This is a genomic window from uncultured Aggregatibacter sp. (genome assembly GCF_901873365.1).
Taxonomy (GTDB): domain Bacteria; phylum Pseudomonadota; class Gammaproteobacteria; order Enterobacterales; family Pasteurellaceae; genus Aggregatibacter.
The window spans coordinates 24537-46483 of sequence record NZ_CABFLM010000011.1; the positions used below are offsets into that span (position 1 = coordinate 24537).

A 21947-nucleotide genomic window follows, 5' to 3' on the forward strand; every position below is an offset into this window, starting at 1 on the left:
TTTTGGGGGATTTTGCAAAGGTCTCAGGCCGTCTGAAACCCGGAATTAGGTTTTCAGACGGCCTTTTTTGTTTTTCAGGCAGCTTTTTTGGAATGGCCGGCGGCATCTCAGACGGCCTTCCCCCACGCTTCCCCCATCATATCCACCAACGCCCGCACTTTGGGCGAGAGCTGTTTGCGGCTGGGGTACACCGCCATCACGGGCACGGGTTTGGGTTGGAAATCGGATAAAACGCTTTTCAGGCTGCCTGCATCGAGGGCGGTTTGCACCAGATAATGCGGCAGCTGCACGATGCCGAATGCGGACAGCGCGAGTTCCAGCAGGGCTTCGCCGTTGTCGGTGCTGAAGCGTCCGCTGCCTTGGAAGGTGGTTTCTTTGCCTTTTTGCTGGAAACGCCAGCGGCTGACGCGGCCGCCGTGTAGGAAATGCAGGCATTGGTGGTGTGCCAAATCGTCGGGGCTTTGCGGCGTGCCGTGTTGAACGAGATAGCCTGGGGCGGCGCAGGTGAGCATTTGCTGGCTGCCGACGGTGCGGGCGATCAGGCTGTCGAATTGGGGCGGGTTGCCGTTGCGCAGAGCGAGATCGTAGCCGTCTGAAATCAGGTCGGCGTAGTCGTCGGTGAGTGAGAGTTCGACGCTGGTTTGCGGATAGCGGTGGAGAAAATCCGCCAACAGCGGCGGCAAGATGGTTTTGCCCAACACCAGCGGCGCGCTGATTTTCAGACGGCCTTGCGGCTCGATGCTGCGTTGGGCAAGGCATTGCTCGGCGTTTTCCAGCTCTTCCAACACGGCGGTGCAGCGTTCGTAAAACAGCCGCCCTTCGTCGGTGGGCGCAAGGTTGCGCGTATTGCGCTGCAAAAGGCGCACGTTCAACCGCGCTTCAAGGCGGACGATGCGTTTACCGATGGTGGAACGCGTGAGCCCGAGTTGTTTGGCGGCGGCGGTAAACGAGCCGCTTTTTACGCTGGCGACAAAGGCGGTCATATCGTTGAGATTGTTGAGTTCCATAAATTTTTCTTGCGCAGATCGGGCATTTATGCCCGACAAATACAGGTAAATTTAAAAACGTCGGGCATCAATGCCCGACCTACATTTGGTATTTTCTTGCCCGAGATTAGGGAAGCACATTCCCGAATAAAACAAATATACTTCATCCCGTGCAAAAACACATCACAAGGAGCAAAAAAATGACTGCGCTGAAATTACCCGAACGCCTGCAAAACCATCGCGGTTTCGCCCGCACTTTCCAACCGGGCAAACTCACATTGGGCCTGATTGCGCCATTCAAAGGCTATCCCGACAGCCCCGTGCCCGAAATGGACGACTTCGCCACCGTGATAAAAGCCGCCGACCAAAGCGGCATTGCCACGCTGTGGGTGCGCGATGTGCCGTTTTACGACCCGAGTTTTGGCGATGTCGCGCAGATTTACGACCCGTCGGTAACGCTGGGTTATCTCGCCGCGCTCACCCAAAACGTTGCGCTCGGCTCGGCGGGTTATGTTTCGCCCCTGCGCGAGCCGATTCTCACCGCCAAAGAAGCCGCATCGGTGGAACAAATCAGCGGCGGCCGCTTCCTGCTCGGCTTGGCCAGCGGCGACCGTCCCACCGAATACCCCGCCTTTGCCTCCGATTTCAACAACCGCGCCGAACGCTACCGCGAAGCGTGGCAAATCATCCGCCGCCTGACGCAGGAAAAATTCCCCGCGTTCAATAGCGAACACTACGGCAGATTCAGTGGCAATTTGGACTTGGTGCCCAAACCCGCACACGGTTTGCCGATGCTCGCCATTGGCCGCGCCCGCCAAGAGCTGGAATGGATTGCCCGAGAAAGCGACGCATGGATTTGGTACGGCATCGCCCCCGAAAAACTGGGCGACATCGTCAACACGCTCAAAGAATTGGGCGACGGCGAAACCTGGAAACCCTTTGGCGTGGCGAATTTCGTCGAACTCTTGGAAGACCCGAACGCCCCCGCCAAGTTCTACAACAACATCTACCTGCGCGGCGGCGCCAAAAGCATCGTCGAGTTTTGGCAGAAACAGCAGGCTGACGGCGTGGCACACATTACCGTGAACTTAAAACCCACACGGCGCGGCGCGCTGGAAACCATTCAGGATTTCGCCGAAAACGTGATGCCGCATTTTGCGGTGTGAGATTTGGGGGTTTCAGGCTGCCTGAAATGCTAAACGCCGTCTGAATCCATTTTTCAGACGGCTTTTTTGTGTTACGGCGATTTTTCTTTATAATACGAAAAATTTTTATGAATTAACAAAGGCAGGAATTATGGCGGTAGAAGCAGCTGACGGCGATTTATTGCACGTGGTGGAGTTATTGGGGGCGGCGGTAGTTGCCGTGCCGTTATTTAAACGTTTAGGTCTAGGCTCAATTCTGGGTTATTTGGCTGCGGGGCTGGTTATCGGACCCTTCGGATTAAAGCTCGTTACCGATTCCCACGCTATTTTGCATATTGCGGAATTCGGCGTGGTGATGTTTCTGTTTTTGATCGGGCTGGAAATGAAGCCGTCGCATTTATGGAAATTGCGTAATCAGATTTTCGGCTTGGGTACCCTGCAGGTGACTTTTTCCAGTCTGTTCCTTACCCAAATCGGGCTGGCTTACGGTTTTTCTTTAGTGATGTCGTTTATTTCGGCGGTAGGTTTTACACTCACCTCCACCGCAATGGTCATGCAGATTATGGACGAACGTCATGAAATCAGCACACCGCAAGGTCAGCGCATTGTCTCCATTTTGCTGTTTGAAGATTTGCTGATTGTGCCCATGCTGGCGATTGTAGCATTTCTAGCACCCGATAATCCCAATGCCGTTGCCGATGCCGTACCGCTATGGCAGAAAATCGGTGTTGCCGCGCTTTCTTTGGCAGCGTTGATTGCTACAGGTATTTGGCTGCTCAATCCGCTGTTTAAAATTCTGGCAAAATCCAAAGCACGCGAGGTGATGACTGCCGCCGCGCTGCTGGTGGTACTCGGTGCGGCTTATTTAATGGAGCTGGGCGGTCTGTCTATGGCGATGGGTGCGTTTCTGGCGGGAGTGCTGCTGTCGGAATCCGACTTCCGTCATCAGCTTGAAGCGGATATCGAACCGTTCCGAGGCCTTTTGCTCGGGCTGTTTTTCTTAGCTGTCGGGATGTCGCTGGATGTGGCAACGGTGCTCAATAACTGGAAGGTAATTCTTTCCGCCACTGTACTGATGATTATCTTGAAATGCCTTGCCATTTATGGAGTGGCGCGTTTTGCCAAAGCAAGCCATCACACCGCGATACACCGCGCCGTACTGATGTCGCAGGGCGGTGAATTCGCCTTCGTATTACTCGCCTCCGCTGCCGTACAACGGGCGATTAATGCGGAAGTGCTAGCGAATATGACGGCAATCGTGGTGCTCTCCATGATTATGACACCCTTCAGCGTTATGCTGTTCGACCGCTATTTCAAAGAATCCCGCGCAGCTGCGGCAGTGGACGATGTGGAAGAACATGCGGGCGAACTCAACGGCAACGTGCTGATTATCGGATTCGGGCGCATGGGGCAGGTGGTCAGCCAAATGCCGCTAGCCTACGGTGCCACCATTTCCATTCTGGACAACGATCCCGACATCATCAACGTCGCACGCGAATACGGTTTCAAAGTCTATTACGGCGAAGCCACCCGCGCCGACGTGCTGCATGCCTGCGGCGTAGAACACACCGACATCGTAGCGGTATGCGTGGACGACGGAGAAAGTGCGGTCAGAATTGTGGAAAATATTCATCATATCAACCCGAACGCCAAGGTGTTCGTGCGCGCCTGGGACAGACGCAATGCGCTGGCCCTAGTGAAAGCGGAAGCGGATTTCGTAGTGCGCGAAACCTTCTATTCTTCCATGAAAATGGGCGATGAAATCGTCAAGGCATTGGGTGCTAGCGTGCAGGAATTACGTGCCATACACGACAAAGTACGCGACGCCGACAAAGAACGCTTCGCTTTGGAAATTGCCGGCAAGGAATTTGAAGGGCGCAGATTACTATTGGGGAATATAAAGAAAAATTCGTAAAATAGACCGCACTTTTGTAGCTGCAAGCGATGGAATTTAAGCGAAAAATTGCAAAAATTCCACCGCACTTTTTACGCCCGTTCGGAACGCAGGCGGTGTTGGCGGATGTTTTTCAGCAGGCGGAACAGTTCCGCCCACGCGGAGCGTTTCGGCTGCGGGGTGTTGCCTGTGCCGATGAGCTTCATTTGATAAGCATACCAGTCCAGTTCGAGAAAGCCGCCGAGCTTGCGATCGATGAATCCCAAGCCTGTGCGGACGGCGGGCAATTCCGCTTTTGCCAATCCGCCCGATAACATCCGTTGCGGCAAATCGGGAATGAGTGCAAATAGTATTTCAGACGGCCTTTTAAGGTTTCTACATCTATATTTTAGTCGGCGAACTGTTTTTTCATTCGTTCGCGTCGCTCTTGCGCTTCTACGGACAATGGCACAGCCTCTCCGATCCCGAACTCGAACACAGCCTCATCACCCGCATCGATTTCAACCTGTTTTGCTGTTTTGACGAGTTGAGCATCCCCGATTACAGCACCTTATGCCGCTACCGCAACTGGCTGGCGCAAGACAACACCCTGTCCGAACTGCTGGAACTGATTAACCGACAACTGACCGAAAAAGGCCTAAAAGTAGAGAAAGCATCCGCCGCCGTCATTGACGCCACCATTATTCAAACTGCCGGCAGCAAACAGCGTCAGGCCATAGAAGTTGATGAGGAAGGACACGTCAGCGGCCAAACCACACCGAGCAAAGATAAAGATGCCCGTTGGACAAAGAAAAACGATTTATACAAACTCGGTTACAAACAACATACCCGCACCGATGCGGAAGGCTATATTGAGAAACTGCACATCACCCCCGCCAATACCCATGAGTGCAACCACCTGTCACCTTTGCTGGAAGGAATAGCCGAAGGTACGACCGTCTATGCCGATAAAGGCTATGACAGTAAGGAAAACCGGCAACATCTGAAAGAACATCAGTTGTTGGACGGCATTATGCGCAAAGCCCACCGTAACCGTCCGCTGACGGAAAATCAAACGAAGCGTAACCGGTATTTATCGAAAACCCGTTATGTGGTCGAACAAAGCTTCGGTACGCTGCACCGTAAATTCCGCTATGCCCGGGCAGCCTATTTCGGGTTGATTAAAGTGAGTGCGCAAAGCCATCTAAAGGCGATGTGTTTGAACCTGTTGAAAGCGGCTAACAGGCTAAGTGTGCCTGTTGCCGCCTAAAAGGCGGCCCGGATGCCTGATTATCGGGCGTCCGGGGAGGATTAAGGGGGTATTTGGGTAAAATCAGGAGGTATTGGGGGCGGAAACAGCCGAAAACCTGTGTTTGGGTTTCGGTTGTCGGAGGAAAGGCTTTTTTGCAAAGGTCTCAAATAACGTTCCGTGTGTGGTTTATTTGTGCAACAAGTTGCACGCTACGAGAGGAAAAATTGCGCTCCATACGCATAGCGTATGGTTTTTATAGCCACATTTTGGCAAGCTATAATAAAAAAGGCTTTCATTACGAAAGCCTTTTCTTTTGCACAAAAGTGCGGTGTGTTTTTCAAGCGTTTTATTGTGTTGCTTGAATTGCCGTTAATGCAATGGTGTACACAATGTCATCAACCAACGCACCACGGGACAAGTCGTTCACCGGTTTACGCATACCTTGGAGCATCGGGCCGATAGAAACAAGGTCGGCGGAACGTTGAACTGCTTTATAGGTGGTATTACCGGTATTCAGATCCGGGAAGATGAATACGGTGGCTTGACCGGCAACCGGAGAATTTGGCGCTTTAGAGCGTGCCACATCTTCCATCACCGCGGCATCGTATTGTAATGGACCATCGATGAGTAAATCAGGACGTTTTTCTTTCGCAATACGAGTCGCTTCTTTTACTTTTTCAACGTCTGCACCGCTACCGGAAGAGCCGGTAGAGTAGGAGATCATCGCCACTTTCGGTTCGATACCGAAGGATTTCGCCGATTCGGCAGATTGAATCGCAATTTCCGCGAGTTGTTCTGCGGTCGGATCCGGGTTCACCGCGCAGTCACCGTAAACTAACACTTGATCCGGTAACAACATGAAGAAGATAGAAGAAATAATGGAGCTGCCCGGTGCGGTTTTGATAATTTGCATCGGTGGACGAATGGTGTTGGCTGTGGTGTGAACTGCACCGGAGACCAAGCCATCCACTTCGTTGGCTTCTAACATCATGGTGCCAAGTACAACGTTGTCTTCCAATTGTTCACGCGCCATGGTTTCTGTCATGCCTTTGGCTTTACGTAATTCTACTAAACGCGCGACATAGTTCTCACGTACGCTTGCCGGGTCAACAACCGTAATACCTTTAACTAATTTCACACCTTGAGATTCAGTAACGCGTTTTACTTCTTCAGGGTTGGCCAACAAGATACATTCTGCGATACCGCGTTCAGCACATAAGATTGCCGCTTTGATTGTACGTGGTTCATCCCCTTCCGGTAAGACGATACGTTTATTCGCCGCACGGGCTAATTCCGTTAATTGGAAGCGGAATGCCGGTGGAGATAGACGACGTAAACGGCTTGAAGCTTCAACTAATCCGTTAACGAAGGCGGCATCTAATTTTTCGCTGGTGTAGCGTTTGATGTTTTCAATGCGCTCTTTATCGTCAACCGGTACTTCAAGGTTAAAGTTTTGTAGGCTTAAAGCGGTTTGCCAGGTGTTGCCTTCAATACGGAAAACCGGCAATTTTTTGTTTTCAAAAACATGTTGACAAAGTTTGTTGATTTGTGGATCTAATTTGTAACCGCCGGTTAATAATAAACCACCGATTTCAATACCGTTAGACACCGCAAGGGCCGCTGCCACGATTACATCAGGGCGGTCAGCAGAAACCACGAGTAAGCTTCCGGCACGGAAGTGTTCCACCATATTTGGCAAACTTCTTGCGCAGAAAGTGATACCGCGAATACGACGGTTGACATCGCCTTCATTAAGAATGGATGCACCTAAATGTTTAATTAAATCAATGGCACGGGTTGCGATAAGATCGGCAGACCATGGAATACAAGCCAATAAGTTGAGCTGGCTTTGTGCAAATAATTTTACCAACTCGGATTCGCTGTTGTGGCTGTGTTGGAAAGAATCGAAAATTTCGCTTAAATCTGGGCGGGTTCTGCCGGATTCATCTACTGGCGCATTGAATTTGTTCACGATCACGCCAAGAAGATTTTTATTGCCCTGACCACCGAACAGAGAAGCCGCTGCTTCTACACGTTCTTTTAATTGTGCCGGGGTTTCTGTGGCCGGTGCCGCAACTAACACGATTTCCGCATCAAGTGCTTGGGCGATTTCGTAGTTAATACTATTGGCGAAAGAATGTTTGCGGGTTGGAATCAAGCCTTCCACAATGACAATTTCATTGTTTTTAGCAAGACGTTGATGATTTTCAACGATTTTTTCTAATAAAACATCAGATTGATTTTGACCGATCAGGGATTCTGCCACGCTTAGCATAAACGGCTCAGCCGTTTCTAAACCGGTGCTGGTGCGTACGATAGCCGTTGTGCGGTCGATAATATCTTCACCGGTATTTGGTTGAGAAATAGGTTTCATGAAACCGACTTTGGCACCTTTTTGTTCAAGTGCGTTGATTAAACCAAGACTTACGCTGGTTAAACCCACGCCGGTGCTAATCGGAATTAAAATAATAGTACGAGACATAATTTACCTTCGATTGGAATAGAGGATTAAAAAGAAACTGCCGAATAAATCGGCAGTTTATAGATTACGTTTTAGATGCAAAGACGTGCGGTGTCTTGTGCGATCACTAATTCTTCATTGGTTGGAATTACCATGGCGATTGGTGTGTTATCAGCGGTAATCACGCCTTCTTTACCAAAACGGGCGGCCAAGTTTTTCTCATTATCCAATTTGTAACCGAATAATTTTAAGTGTGCTAAGGTGAGTTCGCGTACGTGCGCAGAGTTTTCACCAATACCGCCGGTAAAGACAATGGCATCCAAACGCTCACCGATAACGGCCATGTAAGAACCGATGTATTTAGCTAAACGGTAGCAATAAACATCTAATGCGCGTTTTGCCGGGATTTCTTTGTCGTAGTTGTCTTCGGCATAACGGCAGTCGCTAGTGACTTCGGTTAAACCAAGCAAACCGGATTTTTTCGTTAAGGTGGTGTTGATTTCTTCAACGGACATGCCGAGGGTGTCGTGCATGTAGAAAACGATAGCCGGGTCGATGTCACCACAACGGGTACCCATGACTAAACCTTCTAACGGGGTTAAACCCATAGAGGTATCGATACATTCGCCATGACGAATTGCGGATACGGAACCACCGTTACCTAAATGGCAAGTGATCACGTTGACTTTGTTTTCTGCAACGCCTAAACGTTTTGCTGCTTCACGACTGACATAATAGTGGCTTGTACCGTGTGCGCCGTAGCGACGAACACCGTGATCGCGATATAAAGAGTAAGGTAATGCGTATAAGTATGCTTCTTCCGGCATGGTTTGGTGGAATGCGGTATCAAATACCACCACGTTTTTCTCTTTCAAATGCGGGAAGAGTTTGAATGCTTCTTTGATACCGATTAAGTGTGCAGGGTTGTGTAATGGCGCAAATTGAATTGCATCTTCGATGCCTTTAACCACTTCATCGGTAACGATAACGGAAGAAGTGAATTTTTCGCCTCCGTGTACGATACGGTGACCGATAGCAACAACGCCTTTTTGTAATTCAGGATCAAGCGAGAAAATGTTATTAACAACAAAATTTAACGCTTCGGCGTGAGCGGCGCCGGCACCTAAATCAGCCTGTCCTTTTTCGCCGTGTAATTTCCATTTAATACGGGCTTCAGGTAAGTAAAACGCTTCGGCTAAGCCGGACAATTTTTCTTCGCCGGTGGCAGGATTCAAAATAGAAAATTTTAATGAAGAGCTACCACAATTGAGGATTAGGACTAATTTTTCAGACATAAGCGACCTATACGGGTTTGAGTTAAACAAAATCCGTTCAAATAGTGAACGAATAATAGAAAATTAAACCGCCATAGAATACACCCTTCACCTTTTAAAATAAATTCTTAACATCAAAAAATGCGACCTGAATCAAAAAAATTTAGCAATTTTTTTACATTTCGTAAGTGATTCATTTTTCCTGAAAAAAAGATTACTAAAGAAGAGGTATGAATATGGAAAATTAAAAAATCCGTCAGTTTATGTTATGTTGAGCAACCTGACGTTGAATTGACACAAAGGATAAGCATGACATGGGTTTTTATCGCACATTAAAAATAGGGCAAAAATATTTAAATAGTTGGCCTTTAGAGCCTAAATTAGGCGCTATCTTTCCCGAAAATCGCGTTATTAAAGCCACTTTATTTGCCCAGAAAATGATGCCGTTTCTCGCGGTATTATTTGTGGTGTGGCAGCAAATTTATGCACGAGGGGACAACATGGCGCTTGCTGTTGCGGTGTTAAGCGCTTTATTTGCGTTATGTTTGCCTTTGCAGGGATTTTATTGGTTAGGCAAACGTGCACAAACGGCATTGCCCCCTCAAAGTGCGGTCGGTTTTCAACGCGTTTTTGAAAAATTGAGAGAGACGCAGGATACCTTACCTTCTTTCCCCGACAAGCCCACCTATTTGGATTTGGCAAAGTTACTGAATCTTGCTCAGAAAAAATTACCCCGTGATTTTTGGCAGGAGCTTTAATTCCCCGATTTTTTCTATATTCCCAAACATAACAATGGTATAGTGACGCCCCTTTGCTTCTTTGTGCAAAAGGGCGTTTTTTTGTGCGTAAATTTTTGCGCAAACGGTTTCGTTTTTTGCTAGAATAACGCCCGTTGCAAATAGAAGTGTCTTTTTCAACACTTTAGAGATGATTTGATGATTGATTACATTATTATCGGTATTATTGTTTTTTCCGTTATTGTCAGCTTATTACGCGGTTTCGTCCGCGAAGTGATGTCACTAGCCAGTTGGATTGTGGCATTTTTTATTGCAAGCAATTTTTATGTGTATTTGGCGGGTTTGTTAACTTCCATTGAATCCTTGTATATTCGCAATGGTGTTGCCATTGCTATCTTATTTATTGCCTCATTGATTGTTGGCGCTATCGTGAATTATGTATTAGGTCAGCTAGTGGATCGTACCGGCTTAAGCGGGACGGATCGAGTACTTGGTGCTTGCTTCGGGCTATTACGTGGCGTGCTCATTGTGGCGGCAATGTTATTTTTCTTGGATACGTTCACCGCGTCAAATCAAAGTGATTGGTGGAAAGAGTCAAAATTAATACCGCACTTTCGTTTTGTGGTGGATTGGTTCTTCCAACAAATACAAGCCAATTCCAGTTTTTTAAATTCAACCTTGAATTTGGAGCAAGTGGCTACACCGGCTTCAAATCCAACCCCAACTTCAACGCAGAATCAGTAGAGGAACAACGTGTATGTGCGGTATTGTCGGTATTGTCAGCCAAACCCCGGTAAATCAAGCCATTTATGATGCCTTAACGGTATTACAACATCGTGGGCAGGATGCAGCGGGCATTGTCACCATTGATGACGAAAACCGCTTTCGTTTGCGTAAGGCGAACGGCTTGGTGAGTGATGTGTTTCAACAAGTGCATATGTTGCGCTTGGCGGGCAATACCGGTATCGGTCATGTACGCTATCCGACAGCAGGAAGTTCCAGTGTCTCTGAAGCCCAGCCGTTTTATGTAAACTCGCCTTATGGTTTAACCTTGGTACATAACGGCAATTTAACAAATTCTGTCGAATTGAAGGAAAAACTCTTCAACCTTGCCCGCCGTCATGTGAACACCAATTCCGACTCAGAACTTTTACTGAACATTCTTGCGTATCACCTCGATCAACCGCAAAAATACGCGTTAACACCGCAAGATATTTTTAATGCAGTGAAACAAACCCATAAAGATATTCGCGGTGCGTATGCCTGTATTGCCATGATCATCGATCACGGCATGGTGGCGTTTCGTGATCCTCATGGTATTCGTCCTTTGGTGTTAGGTAAACGTGAAGAGCATGGCAAAACCGAGTATATGTTCGCTTCGGAAAGCGTGGCGTTAGATGTTGTGGGATTTGAGTTTGTGCGTGATGTGGCGCCGGGAGAAGCCATTTTTATTACGTTTGATGGTGAGTTGTATGCTCAACAATGTGCTGACAATCCCGTGTTAACGCCGTGTATTTTTGAATATGTCTATTTTGCCCGTCCGGATTCCTGCATTGACGGCGTTTCCGTGTATGCCGCTCGTGTGCACATGGGACAACGTTTAGGGGAGAAAATCGCCCGTGAATGGCAAGACATGGATATTGATGTGGTGATTCCTGTACCGGAAACCTCAAATGATATTGCATTGCGTATTGCTAATGTGTTGAACAAACCTTATCGTCAAGGATTTGTAAAAAATCGTTATGTCGGCCGCACATTCATTATGCCGGGGCAAGCGCAGCGAGTGAGTTCTGTTCGTCGTAAATTGAATACTATTGCCTCTGAGTTTAAAGGCAAAAATGTCTTATTGGTGGATGACTCTATCGTGCGTGGAACTACTTCCGAACAAATCGTGGAGATGGCTCGTGCTGCCGGTGCGAAAAAAGTATATTTTGCTTCCGCCGCACCGGAAATTCGCTATCCGAATGTGTATGGCATTGATATGCCAACGCGCAGCGAATTAATCGCCTATGAACGTAATACCGATGAAATTGCCAAACTGATTGGCGTGGATAAATTGGTGTTCCAAGACTTAGCGGATTTAACCGGTTCCGTACAACAAGAAAATCCGGCTATTCAAGCATTTGATTGCTCGGTGTTTACCGGCTGTTATGTTACCGGCGATATTACAGAAGCTTATTTGGATAACATTGCTGAGCAACGTAACGATGCGGCAAAGAAAAAACGCGAAAAGGATTCCTCGAATCTTGAAATGCACAATGAGAGATAAAGAGGAAGTGGTTTAGATAAACTTGTCCAAGTTAGACGATACAAAAAACGCAGCGTTAAATCTGCGTTTTTTTGTATTGGGTGATGAGAATCATACTTTTTCGGAGGGAACTTCACAGAAAAAGCGATGTAATACATTGATCATCTCGACAACTTTCGGATCTTTAATGTAATACACGCGCTCCCGATGTTGAACCTCGCTTGCCACTAGTCCGGCTTTGCGCAAAAGGGCTAATTGGTTCGACATGGCTGCTTGCGGCATATTCAATTTGACGGTTAACTCGGTGACGTTATAGCGTTGTTCGTGTAAACAACACAAAATCGCCAAGCGATTCGGATTGGCCAACAATTTTAAAAAGGTACTGGCTTCGTGACTTTTTTCGAAAATATCTTTCATCAGATCCTATTTCAGTATTTACACATTGTGGGAATGAGAGCGCTCATTTTACACGTCCTATCCGCTGAAACCAATAACTGATCCGTTTTTTTAGCAATCCCACGCGCGAATTGCTTAGCGTCGGTTCCATGGCATCAGAGAGAGAAGTTTTGCCATACCACAAAAACCGCTTATTCCGGCAAAGGTGAGACCGGCACCGACAAATGCGGGTAGCCAATAAAAATAAGGCGAAATCCACCATCCCAACAATGAGCCCAGTAAAATTAAGCTTCCTGCCACGATTTGGACTTGGCGCATAATCTCAATGGGTTGTGACGGATTAAATCGCGTAGCAAGCCCGGCGTTTTTCCAACCGGTTATTCCATCTTGAAGCAGATAAGCTTCACAATGATTTTCTTGTGCCAACTGTTTCAAAAAGTCAGCTTGACCGGCGGTTCTTGCCCCGGATTTACAGTGAAAAATAAGGCAACTGCCTTGTTTTAAGGTTTTGCTCAATCCTTGATGTTGTAATTCGGACAGCGGTTGTAGAATTGAACCGTCGATATGTTCGCGGTGATATTCTTCCGGTTGACGAATATCGATTAATATGGCGCCGGCAGCTAATTTGTCTTTTGCTTCCATGGCGGAAATGATGGAAATCATCATAGTATGTGTTTTTCTCAGAATAAATAAGCAAGTGGCATCATTACCAAGAGGAAATGATGCCTTAATGTGTTATTTTTTTAATGGGCAGGTGTTAATGCCAAGTAATGAATAAAGACCACAGCGTGAGAAGAGTCCTGTCAATAACGGCACAACACCAATCCATCCCCACCAACCGATGACGTTCGTTAACGTGAGTGCGATAAGAACGACCCCTAACAGGATGCGAATGACTTTATCTATACCACCAACGTTTTTGTTCATATTTGTCTCCTTAGTTTACAGTAATAATTAACAAAGATTTAACATATAAAAATTATATTATATGATGTAAAGAATTGTCAAACTTTTTTACGCATTGAGCTTATTTTTTATAACAACAAATGAGGATCGGCATGAGAAAGCTTCATTTGTCATATTAAAACAATAAAAAAACAGACCGCACTTTGATTGCTTCGTCAAGTGCGGTCTGTTTTTGGGTATTTTTACATTAAAGAGAAAACACAAGGTCATCTAAATTTAACGTTTTTTTCTCTCTTTCCAATTTATCTTCAGCAGATCCGATCATCAAGAAACCGATGATTTTATCTTGGCTTTGGCATTGGAAGGCTTTACGCAAATCGGTACCATCCAACCAAGGGCCGCTAACCCAAACGTTTTTAAAGCCTAAAGCGTTTGCTGCTAATTGAATGGCATAGGTCGCGCAACCTGCGCAAAGCAGTTGTTCCCATTCCGGAACTTTTTTAATATTCGGATCGATTTTGGCAACAACACCGATGATCATCGGGGCGCGGGTCGCTAGGTTTTCGGCTTTTTTCAAGCGTTCTTCACCAAGGTTCAGTTCATGTACGGCGCTTTTTAATAAACGGCTTAATTCCGTCATTTTATCTTGCTCAATGACAATAAAACGATAAGGTTGCAGCCTGCCATGATCAGGGCTGCGCAATGCCGCTTGAAACATTTGGGTTAATTGGTGTTTATCGGGGGCTGGGGCGCTCAGTTTTTTCTCCGAATAACGCTCGGTAAGCAATTTTAATGCATCCATGATTGTCCTTCATTTGTGGGTGAGACGAAAAGTGCGGTGGATTATAGCACAGTTTATTTTTTCCGCGTGTTTATTGCGCAGGCGGTTTGTGGTATTTTAAGCATCCTTTTGGATCGCTTTTTGAGGTGGTATGAACGTCATTTTATCTTGTATTAAGTTCGCTTGGCGAATATTAAATTTTATTCGTGATTTGGTCATGAATTTGGTGTTTCTTGTTTTCGTTTTGGTGCTTTTATCTGTTGCAACCTTGATGATTGGCGCAGATAAGTCGGAAAAAGCTGTGCTAAGAGGTGATCAAGGGGCGTTATTGCTCAATTTAGATGGCTATTTGGCCGATAATCGCGATGAGAAAAACGATTTCAAAACCCTTTTAAAAGAGCTGGATGGGCAGAATATTCCGCAACAATATTCGACATTTGATGTGGTGTATGCCATTGATTCCGCTTCACAAGACGACAATATTCGTGGTTTAGTACTGGATTTGAATTTTTTCCAAGGCGGTGATTTGCCGGCGCTGGAATATGTAGGCGAGGCGATTGAAAATTTCAAAGAAAGCGGCAAACAGGTGATTGCTTATGCGGATAACTATAATCAAGCGCAATATTTCCTTGCCAGTTATGCCGATGAAATTTATATGAACCCGATAGGTTCCGTGTCCATTGATGGTTTGTCACAGGAAACGCTGTATTTTAAAGATATGCTCGATAAACTCGAAGTGAACCCGCACGTCTTTCGCGTCGGTACCTACAAATCGGCAGTTGAACCGTATTTACGCAATGAGATGTCCGATGAAGCCAAGGCGAATTTACAACGTTGGTTAAATACCATGTGGAATCATTATAAGCAACGTGTGGCAGAGAATCGTGATATTCAGCAAAGTACCGTTGCCCCAGATGCGCATACGTTTTTAACCGAATTGAAAGCGTTAAAAGGCGATACCGCGGCCTATGTGAAGCAACGCAAGCTCGTAACCGGCGCAATAGATCGTTTAAATTTAGATAAAAAACTGACCGCACTTTTCGGTGAAGATAAGGATCATCAACCGAAAATGGTGGATTACGAGAGATATTTAGCCTCTTTGCCGGATCGTATGCATGGGGAAACCGACAACCAGATTGCGGTAGTGAATGTGGAAGGCGCTATTATTGATGGTGACAGCGACGAAGAAAATGTGGGTGGCGATACAGTTGCCAAATTGTTACGCCAAGCTTATGACGACGACAAAGTGAAAGGCGTGGTGTTGCGTGTCAATAGCCCCGGTGGCAGTGCGTTTGCTTCAGAGATCATTCGTCAAGAAGTGGCACATTTACAAAATGCCGGCAAACCTGTGGTGGTTTCCATGGGCGGTATGGCGGCTTCAGGTGGCTATTGGATTTCCTCTACAGCCGATTATATTGTCGCCGATAAAAATACGATTACCGGCTCAATCGGCATTTTTGCCATGTTGCCGACCTTTGAGAACTCCATTAAGAAAATGGGGATTACCGCAGATGGCGTGAAAACCTCTGATTTAAGGTTCAGTTCATTATTTTCACCTTTATCGCCAACCTTAAATGATGTTATTCAGTTGGAAATTGAACATGGCTACGATCAATTTTTAACGAAAGTCAGTGAGGGTCGCCATTTAACCAAGGCGCAAGTGGATAATATTGCGCAAGGTCAGGTTTGGCTAGGCTCTGAAGCGCTTGAACATAAATTGGTAGATGAGCTTGGGACATTAGATACGGCCATCGGTAAGACGATTGAATTAGTGAATGAAAAACGGGCAGAAAAAGATAAACTCGATGAAGCCTCATTCTCAGTGGAATGGATTGTGGATGAAGACAGCTCATTATTGAAAAAAATGTTACGTGACTTCAAAGGCGATGCGAAAACTTGGGCGCAAGGTTTCGTGCTTGAAAGCGTTGGGTTACCGAAAGCGTTCACACAATTAACCAAACCGCTTGGCACATTAACTCGCTTTAACGATCCAAAAGGGCAATATTTGTATTGTTTGACGTGTGGTTCAGTGAAGTAAAGTGCGGTCAATTTTTCAATCATTTTAAATCGGCGTGATATAGGGGTTCTGTAAAACAAACCGTTATCCCGCCTTATTTGAAACTGGTATAATGCCTCGCTATTTACTCGGAGAGTGAAGAATATGAGTCAATTTTTTTATATTCATCCCGAAAATCCGCAAGCCCGATTGATTAATCAGGCAGTTGAAATTCTGCGTAACGGTGGCGTCATCGTGTATCCGACTGACTCCGGTTACGCCTTGGGATGTATGATCGGCGATAAGCACGCCATGGATCGTATCGTGCAAATTCGCCAGTTGCCGGAAGGGCACAATTTTACGTTGGTATGTAGTGATTTGTCAGAATTGTCCAATTATTCGTTGGTGACCAATTCTGCCTATCGTTTAATTAAAAATAACACGCCCGGTCGTTATACGTTTATTTTAACGGCGACGAAAGAATTGCCACGTCGTTTAATGACATCGAAACGTAAAACCATCGGCATTCGTGTACCGGATAATCAAATTGCCTTGGATTTATTGAAAGCCTTGGGCGAACCGATTTTGTCTTGTTCTTTGATGTTGCCGAATGAAGAACATATCACGCAATCGGATCCGGAAGAAATCCGTGATCGTTTGGAACGTCAGGTGGATTTAATTATTCACGGTGGTTATTTAGGGCAAGAACCTACCACAGTGGTGGATTTAACCGAAAGTACACCGGTGATTTTACGCGAAGGCAGCGGCGCCATTACACCATTTATTTAATCGACAACAGACGCTTGGGAAAGCGACAACGAGGATTTATGAAAGCCACAACACAAAAACGCACGTCAAATCGACCGCACTTTTCAGCCAATAATAAAGAAAAAACGGTGGGAGCCAAACCCCGTCAATCTGCGCTGAAATCTGTCAATAAATCCATGGCAGCAGAGGGCGAAAAATTACAAAAAGTCTTAGCCCGTGCCGGACAAGGTTCCCGCCGTGAAATCGAAGCCATCATTGCAGAAAATCGTGTGAGCGTGGACGGCAAAATCGCCACCTTAGGCGACCGCATTAACGTACATTCAGGCGTGAAAGTGCGGATTGACGGCAATCTTATTAATCTCACACAAGCGCAAAAAGAAGTGTGTCGGGTGTTAATGTATTACAAACCGGAAGGGGAGCTTTGCACTCGCCATGATCCGGAAGGGCGCGCAACAGTATTTGATCGCTTGCCTCGTTTAAACGGTGCACGTTGGATTGCGGTCGGGCGTTTGGATATTAACACGTCAGGCTTGCTGTTATTTACGACTGATGGCGAACTGGCGAATCGCTTAATGCATCCAAGTCGTGAAGTGGAACGGGAATATTCTGTGCGTGTTTTCGGGCAAGTGGATGAAGCGATGTTAGCTCGCTTAAAAAAAGGTGTGCAATTAGAAGATGGCCCGGCAAATTTTAAAGAGATTAAATTTGTGGGTGGCGTGGGGATGAACCAGTGGTTTGATGTGACGTTGATGGAAGGGCGCAACCGTGAAGTTCGTCGTTTGTGGGAGTCTCAAGGCATTCAAGTCAGCCGCTTGATTCGCATTCGTTATGGCAATATTAAATTAATGAAAACCTTGCCGCGTGGCGGTTGGCAGGAAATGGCGTTAGATGAAGTGAATTATTTGCGCGATTTAGTGGGGCTACCACCGGAAACGGAAACGAAATTAGACGCGAATAAACAACGCCGTAAACCAAAAGCCGGACAGATTCGTAAAGCGGTCAAACGCTATTCGGAACTCAGTAAGCGTTACAAAAAATAGCCGTATTATTAACAAGAGGAATCCATGAAATTTCAGCAACTTCGCTATGTGGTTGAGATTGTGAATCAAAATTTTAATGTGACGGAAGCGGCAAATGCCCTGTTTACTTCACAGCCGGGGATCAGTAAGCAAGTTCGCTTATTAGAAAGCGAGCTTGGATTGGAAATTTTTGAGCGTAACGGCAAACATATTAAAGGGTTAACGCCTCCGGGAAAGCGCATTGTCGCCATTTCTCGAGAATTAATGATGAAAATGCAAGGCATTCGTTCAATTGCCGATGAATATACGAAGCCGGATCATGGGATGTTACGCATCGCCACAACGAATACGCAAGCACGTTATATGTTGCCATCGGTGGTTGAGCGTTTTTCTAAGCGTTATCCGAATGTGAGCCTGCATATTCACCAAGGTTCGCCTTCACAAATTTACGATGCGCTATTATCAGATGAAGTGGATTTGGCGATCACCACCGAAGCGCAGTATTTATTTGATGGGGTAGTCTTATTGCCTTGTTATTTATGGAATCGTTCCGTGATCGTAAGGCCTGATCATCCCTTAGCGAAATGCGAACAGCTGACCATTGAGGAATTAGGCAAATACCCACTGGTAACCTATACGTTCGGTTTCACCGGCGTATCGGATTTAGATTATGCCTTTAATAGCGCTGGGATTTTGCCAAATATCGTCTTTACGGCAACGGATGCCGATATTATTAAAACCTATGTACGCATGGGATTGGGCGTGGGTATCATGGCATCCATGGCGCATACTGCAGCAGATACGGATCTCATTGCCATTAAAGCGGATCATCTCTTCCGTCCAAGCATGACCCAAATCGCTTTTAAGAACAGTGCGTTCTTACGTAATTATATGTATGATTTTATTACTTATTTTTCACCGCACTTAACCCGTGAAAACGTAGAAAAAGCAGAACGTCTGCACGATAATAATGCGGTGAAAAAACTTTTTGATAACGTCACATTAGATGTTTTATAACGCTTATTTAACTCACATTGATATAGGAAAAAACATGTCAAATTTACAACAAATCATTGAAAATGCGTTTGAAAAACGCGTAGAAATTACACCGAAAACCGTTGATGCACAAACCCGTGCCGCTATTGAAGAAGTGATCGAAGGCTTAGATTGTGGCAAATACCGTGTCGCCGAAAAAATTAATGGCGAATGGGTCACTCACCAATGGTTGAAGAAAGCGGTGTTGCTCTCTTTCCGTATCAATGACAATCACATTATTGATGGCGCAGAAACCAAATACTACGACAAAGTGGCTTTAAAATTTGCCGATTATACAGAAGAACGTTTCCAACAAGAAGGTTTCCGTGTCGTGCCTTCTGCTACCGTACGCAAAGGCGCATACATTGCTAAAAACACAGTATTAATGCCATCTTACGTGAATATCGGGGCGTATGTGGGCGAAGGCACAATGGTGGATACTTGGGCAACAGTCGGCTCTTGCGCACAAATCGGTAAAAACGTGCACTTATCCGGTGGCGTAGGGATCGGTGGCGTGTTAGAACCCTTACAAGCCAATCCAACAATTATCGGCGATAACTGCTTTATCGGCGCACGTTCTGAAGTAGTAGAAGGGGTGATTGTTGAAGACGGTTGTGTGATTTCCATGGGTGTCTTTATCGGCCAATCTACCAAAATTTATGATCGCGAAACCGGCGAAATTCACTATGGTCGCGTGCCGGCAGGTTCCGTTGTAGTGTCCGGTAGCCTACCGTCAAAGTGCGGTAAATACAGCCTTTACTGTGCTGTTATCGTGAAAAAAGTAGATGCCAAGACTTTAGGCAAAGTCGGTATTAATGAATTATTGCGTTCTATTGAAGAATAGTTAAAACATAATAAAAAAAGACCGCACTTATACCATCAAGTGCGGTCGTTTATTTAAACGTTTTTAAATAATACTATAAGTGCGTAGCGTGCATCTTGATGCACGACCAAATCACGCACAGAACGTTATTTACCCCTTTCGGGTTTCACAATTTCGTGCAACAAGTTGCACGCTGTGATTCAATTAAAACACAGTAAAAAAAGACCGCACTTATATCATCAAGTGCGGTCATTTATTCAAAGGTTTTTAATAACACTATAGGCTTTTCGGTAAACGAATTTTTTGACCCGGGAAGATTTTATCTGCGTCTTTAATCACTTCTTTATTTGCCGTTACGATGGCAGCATATTTGTTGCCGTCGCCGTAATGTTTTTCAGCAATTTTCCAAAGGGTATCGCCTTTTTGGATAACATAAAATTCATCATCGCCGGCAAGGGTTTCACCGTTTTTCACGGTCACGTCATCAACATTCACGTTGCTGATACCGGCAATATTCCCTGCCATTAATACCGCTTTTTCTAAAGCACCGGCAGAACTTGCCACGCCTGAAATTTTAGCCACGCCGTTTTCGACTTTCACCGCTACATCCGCAACGCCTGGGTTGTCTTCGTTAATGTGTTGGGTTACTGCGGCGGAAGCCTCTTCTTCTTTGCTGAAGATTTTCTTACCGATATCGCCGATAAAATCAAATAATCCCATTTTCATCTCCTTGTTGATTGATTTAGGGAGCCACAACATACCCAATTCAGCCATATAAGTCTAGGAATAAAATGTTAGGCGGAAAAAAGGGTTCTAGATTAGAATAGCGCGAATTTAACTTAAAGATAGGAAAAAGTATGCGTTGGCAAGGTCGTAGAGAAAGTTCAAATGTGGAAGATAGACGTTCCTCGGGCGGTGGTTTCGGTGGCGGAAAACCGACCGGTGTTTTGGGGCTGATCATTATTTTGGTCGGCGCTTATTATGGCGTGGATTTATCAGACTTGGTTGGTGAGATGGAGGTGGGCACTACACAAAGTTCACCTTTGCAATCACAGCAAGAAGACCAATTATTTAAACTCTCCAAAGTGGTGCTAGGCGACACAGAAGAAGTGTGGTCCACATATTTTTCCAAAAATAATCGACAATATATAGAACCTCGCATGGTTATCTACAACGGCGTAACCCCGACAGCATGCGGCACCGGGCAATCTGCCATGGGACCATTTTATTGCCCAAATGATCAACGGGTCTATTTGGATTTATCCTTTTATAACGACATGAAAAATAAACTGGGGGCAGCCGGCGAATCTGCGTTTGCTTATGTGATTGCCCATGAAGTAGGGCATCATGTACAGAATTTATTCGGCACGTTGACACAAGTGCATCATCTGCAAAGTCGTTCATCCCGCACGGAAGCAAATCAACTTTCCGTGAAATTGGAACTTCAGGCGGATTGCTATGCCGGCGTGTGGGCATCACAAGCGGTAAAAAGCGGTTTATTTGAACGTGGCGATATTGAAAAAGCGTTTAATGCGGCGGAATCGGTAGGCGATGACCGTTTGCAAAAACGCAGCCAAGGTTATGTGGTTCCTGATAGTTTCACCCATGGTACGTCAGCCCAGCGTTTGCAATGGTTTAAACTGGGGCTAACCAGTGGCAATCCGGCACAATGTAATCCCTTTTAGCGATTGGAAGAAACAAAAGTGCGGTGGATGTTTGAGTCGTTTTTTAATGCAGAAAAACATGTTGAAAACCGACCGCACTTATTCATCAAAAAGGCTGATGTTGACGATATGTCAAAATCAGCCTTTGATTTATTCAAATAACAATCCGCACGTAAAGCGTGCGGTTTTTAGGCTCCCCTATAAGGGCCTATACTTCACAAAGCCCCTCAAGGGGCTTGTGAAAACTGGTCACCGTGTTTATTTTCATATTACTATTTTAGTGAATCGTAGCGTGCAACTTGTTGCACGAAATCATGAATGCCCGAAAGCGTTAAATAACGTTCTGTGCGTAATTTAGTCGTGCATCAAGATGCACGCTACGCATGAAATCGTGAATTACGCATCGAGGTTAATCATTCGTGCAACAAGTTGCACGCTACGAGGGGTTAAATAATTATCCTATATGTTGAATTTTGCTTGCCAGCCTTGTTCATTATATAGCGAGGATTTTTCTGTTCATCGCTTAAGCTATTTGTTGGCTCCATACCCCTGATGGCGCAAGCGTCCACGCTTGAGCCATTAC

General features: G+C 45.8%; 20 protein-coding genes and 1 pseudogene. 12 read left to right on the plus strand and 9 right to left on the minus strand.

The features are described from left to right. Positions 1 to 107: 107 nt before the first annotated feature. A complete protein-coding gene (locus QZ106_RS00160) occupies positions 108 to 1007 on the minus strand; it encodes a LysR family transcriptional regulator (protein ID WP_295972720.1) in 900 nt (299 codons plus the stop codon). A 179-nt stretch (positions 1008 to 1186) separates the two neighbouring features. Between QZ106_RS00160 and QZ106_RS00165 the strand changes: the two genes are divergently transcribed. Both QZ106_RS00165 and QZ106_RS00170 read left to right on the plus strand, forming a co-directional pair. Further along, entirely contained in the window at positions 1187 to 2152 is a 966-nt protein-coding gene (locus QZ106_RS00165) for a TIGR03571 family LLM class oxidoreductase (protein ID WP_295972723.1), read from the plus strand. Between the two features lie 130 nt (positions 2153 to 2282). Further along, positions 2283 to 4046, plus strand: a complete 1764-nt coding sequence (locus QZ106_RS00170; RefSeq protein WP_295972726.1) for a monovalent cation:proton antiporter-2 (CPA2) family protein — start codon at positions 2283 to 2285, stop codon at positions 4044 to 4046. Between the two features lie 71 nt (positions 4047 to 4117). On the opposite strand, the gene QZ106_RS00175 is transcribed toward QZ106_RS00170, so the two are convergent. Next, positions 4118 to 4327, minus strand: coding sequence for a hypothetical protein (locus tag QZ106_RS00175; RefSeq protein ID WP_295972728.1), 210 nt, complete (start codon positions 4325 to 4327; stop codon positions 4118 to 4120). Between the two features lie 119 nt (positions 4328 to 4446). On the opposite strand from QZ106_RS00175, the pseudogene QZ106_RS00180 reads away from it, so the two are divergent. Continuing rightward, positions 4447 to 5274: pseudogene (locus QZ106_RS00180) on the plus strand (IS5 family transposase); the annotation flags it as partial. A 328-nt stretch (positions 5275 to 5602) separates the two neighbouring features. Here the strand turns inward: QZ106_RS00180 and pta are convergent. Together pta and QZ106_RS00190 are read right to left on the minus strand one after the other, a co-directional pair. Next, positions 5603 to 7738 carry a phosphate acetyltransferase gene (gene pta / locus QZ106_RS00185; RefSeq protein WP_295972731.1) on the minus strand — a complete coding sequence of 712 codons (2136 nt, stop codon included), beginning with the start codon at positions 7736 to 7738 and terminating at the stop codon, positions 5603 to 5605. 71 nt (positions 7739 to 7809) lie between these two features. Continuing rightward, entirely contained in the window at positions 7810 to 9012 is a 1203-nt protein-coding gene (locus QZ106_RS00190; RefSeq protein WP_295972733.1) for an acetate kinase, read from the minus strand. Positions 9013 to 9305: 293 nt separating this feature from the next. Between QZ106_RS00190 and yfbV the strand changes: the two genes are divergently transcribed. From yfbV to purF, 3 genes are all read left to right on the plus strand, one after another. Beyond that, entirely contained in the window at positions 9306 to 9749 is a 444-nt protein-coding gene (gene yfbV / locus QZ106_RS00195) for a terminus macrodomain insulation protein YfbV (RefSeq protein WP_295972735.1), read from the plus strand. Positions 9750 to 9926: 177 nt separating this feature from the next. After that, positions 9927 to 10472, plus strand: coding sequence for a CvpA family protein (locus tag QZ106_RS00200; RefSeq protein ID WP_295972737.1), 546 nt, complete (start codon positions 9927 to 9929; stop codon positions 10470 to 10472). 13 nt (positions 10473 to 10485) lie between these two features. Further along, positions 10486 to 11997, plus strand: a complete 1512-nt coding sequence (gene purF / locus QZ106_RS00205) for an amidophosphoribosyltransferase (RefSeq protein WP_295972739.1) — start codon at positions 10486 to 10488, stop codon at positions 11995 to 11997. Between the two features lie 90 nt (positions 11998 to 12087). On the opposite strand, the gene QZ106_RS00210 is transcribed toward purF, so the two are convergent. The 4 genes from QZ106_RS00210 to QZ106_RS00225 all read right to left on the minus strand — a co-directional run bounded on the left by QZ106_RS00210 (position 12088) and on the right by QZ106_RS00225 (position 14080). Beyond that, positions 12088 to 12393 carry a helix-turn-helix transcriptional regulator gene (locus QZ106_RS00210; protein ID WP_295972742.1) on the minus strand — a complete coding sequence of 102 codons (306 nt, stop codon included), beginning with the start codon at positions 12391 to 12393 and terminating at the stop codon, positions 12088 to 12090. Positions 12394 to 12507: 114 nt separating this feature from the next. Next, positions 12508 to 13038, minus strand: a complete 531-nt coding sequence (locus QZ106_RS00215; protein WP_295972745.1) for a rhodanese family protein — start codon at positions 13036 to 13038, stop codon at positions 12508 to 12510. Positions 13039 to 13107: 69 nt separating this feature from the next. Continuing rightward, positions 13108 to 13299: a DUF2892 domain-containing protein gene (locus tag QZ106_RS00220; protein WP_290521763.1), complete on the minus strand. Its 192-nt coding sequence runs from the start codon at positions 13297 to 13299 to the stop codon at positions 13108 to 13110. Positions 13300 to 13525: 226 nt separating this feature from the next. Beyond that, positions 13526 to 14080, minus strand: coding sequence for an NAD(P)H nitroreductase (locus tag QZ106_RS00225; RefSeq protein ID WP_295972749.1), 555 nt, complete (start codon positions 14078 to 14080; stop codon positions 13526 to 13528). 130 nt (positions 14081 to 14210) lie between these two features. Between QZ106_RS00225 and sppA the strand changes: the two genes are divergently transcribed. The 5 genes from sppA (at position 14211) to dapD (ending at position 19721) form a co-directional block, all read left to right on the plus strand. Next, complete coding sequence (gene sppA / locus QZ106_RS00230; protein WP_295972752.1) at positions 14211 to 16097, plus strand: signal peptide peptidase SppA; 1887 nt, start codon at positions 14211 to 14213, stop codon at positions 16095 to 16097. A gap of 123 nt (positions 16098 to 16220) precedes the next feature. Continuing rightward, the gene (locus QZ106_RS00235; protein WP_021616807.1) at positions 16221 to 16844 is read left to right on the plus strand and encodes an L-threonylcarbamoyladenylate synthase; all 624 of its coding nucleotides are present in this window, start codon (positions 16221 to 16223) and stop codon (positions 16842 to 16844) included. 38 nt (positions 16845 to 16882) lie between these two features. Further along, complete coding sequence (rluB, locus tag QZ106_RS00240) at positions 16883 to 17863, plus strand: 23S rRNA pseudouridine(2605) synthase RluB (protein WP_295972758.1); 981 nt, start codon at positions 16883 to 16885, stop codon at positions 17861 to 17863. A gap of 24 nt (positions 17864 to 17887) precedes the next feature. Further along, on the plus strand, positions 17888 to 18859 hold the full coding sequence (gene cysB, locus QZ106_RS00245; RefSeq protein ID WP_295972761.1) for an HTH-type transcriptional regulator CysB: 972 nt from the start codon (positions 17888 to 17890) through the stop codon (positions 18857 to 18859). Positions 18860 to 18893: 34 nt separating this feature from the next. Continuing rightward, complete coding sequence (gene dapD / locus QZ106_RS00250) at positions 18894 to 19721, plus strand: 2,3,4,5-tetrahydropyridine-2,6-dicarboxylate N-succinyltransferase (protein ID WP_295972764.1); 828 nt, start codon at positions 18894 to 18896, stop codon at positions 19719 to 19721. 255 nt (positions 19722 to 19976) lie between these two features. On the opposite strand, the gene lysM is transcribed toward dapD, so the two are convergent. Continuing rightward, complete coding sequence (gene lysM, locus QZ106_RS00255; protein WP_295972768.1) at positions 19977 to 20420, minus strand: peptidoglycan-binding protein LysM; 444 nt, start codon at positions 20418 to 20420, stop codon at positions 19977 to 19979. 137 nt (positions 20421 to 20557) lie between these two features. Here lysM and QZ106_RS00260 point away from each other — a divergent pair, with 137 nt between their 5' ends. Then, entirely contained in the window at positions 20558 to 21385 is an 828-nt protein-coding gene (locus tag QZ106_RS00260) for a neutral zinc metallopeptidase (RefSeq protein ID WP_295972771.1), read from the plus strand. Positions 21386 to 21947: the final 562 nt, after the last annotated feature.

Excerpts from the sequence above, each read along its gene's own strand:
- lysM (WP_295972768.1), bottom strand. The coding sequence starts at position 20,420 with ATGGGATTATTTGATTTTATCGGCGATATCGGTAAGAAAATCTTCAGC.
- QZ106_RS00235 (WP_021616807.1), top strand. The coding sequence starts at position 16,221 with ATGAGTCAATTTTTTTATATTCATCCCGAAAATCCGCAAGCCCGATTG.
- QZ106_RS00190 (WP_295972733.1), bottom strand. The coding sequence starts at position 9,012 with ATGTCTGAAAAATTAGTCCTAATCCTCAATTGTGGTAGCTCTTCATTA.
- yfbV (WP_295972735.1), top strand. The coding sequence starts at position 9,306 with ATGGGTTTTTATCGCACATTAAAAATAGGGCAAAAATATTTAAATAGT.
- QZ106_RS00165 (WP_295972723.1), top strand. The coding sequence starts at position 1,187 with ATGACTGCGCTGAAATTACCCGAACGCCTGCAAAACCATCGCGGTTTC.
- QZ106_RS00170 (WP_295972726.1), top strand. The coding sequence starts at position 2,283 with ATGGCGGTAGAAGCAGCTGACGGCGATTTATTGCACGTGGTGGAGTTA.
- QZ106_RS00260 (WP_295972771.1), top strand. The coding sequence starts at position 20,558 with ATGCGTTGGCAAGGTCGTAGAGAAAGTTCAAATGTGGAAGATAGACGT.
- QZ106_RS00225 (WP_295972749.1), bottom strand. The coding sequence starts at position 14,080 with ATGGATGCATTAAAATTGCTTACCGAGCGTTATTCGGAGAAAAAACTG.
- sppA (WP_295972752.1), top strand. The coding sequence starts at position 14,211 with ATGAACGTCATTTTATCTTGTATTAAGTTCGCTTGGCGAATATTAAAT.
- dapD (WP_295972764.1), top strand. The coding sequence starts at position 18,894 with ATGTCAAATTTACAACAAATCATTGAAAATGCGTTTGAAAAACGCGTA.
- rluB (WP_295972758.1), top strand. The coding sequence starts at position 16,883 with ATGAAAGCCACAACACAAAAACGCACGTCAAATCGACCGCACTTTTCA.
- pta (WP_295972731.1), bottom strand. The coding sequence starts at position 7,738 with ATGTCTCGTACTATTATTTTAATTCCGATTAGCACCGGCGTGGGTTTA.
- purF (WP_295972739.1), top strand. The coding sequence starts at position 10,486 with ATGTGCGGTATTGTCGGTATTGTCAGCCAAACCCCGGTAAATCAAGCC.
- QZ106_RS00215 (WP_295972745.1), bottom strand. The coding sequence starts at position 13,038 with ATGATGATTTCCATCATTTCCGCCATGGAAGCAAAAGACAAATTAGCT.
- QZ106_RS00210 (WP_295972742.1), bottom strand. The coding sequence starts at position 12,393 with ATGAAAGATATTTTCGAAAAAAGTCACGAAGCCAGTACCTTTTTAAAA.
- QZ106_RS00200 (WP_295972737.1), top strand. The coding sequence starts at position 9,927 with ATGATTGATTACATTATTATCGGTATTATTGTTTTTTCCGTTATTGTC.
- QZ106_RS00220 (WP_290521763.1), bottom strand. The coding sequence starts at position 13,299 with ATGAACAAAAACGTTGGTGGTATAGATAAAGTCATTCGCATCCTGTTA.
- cysB (WP_295972761.1), top strand. The coding sequence starts at position 17,888 with ATGAAATTTCAGCAACTTCGCTATGTGGTTGAGATTGTGAATCAAAAT.
- QZ106_RS00160 (WP_295972720.1), bottom strand. The coding sequence starts at position 1,007 with ATGGAACTCAACAATCTCAACGATATGACCGCCTTTGTCGCCAGCGTA.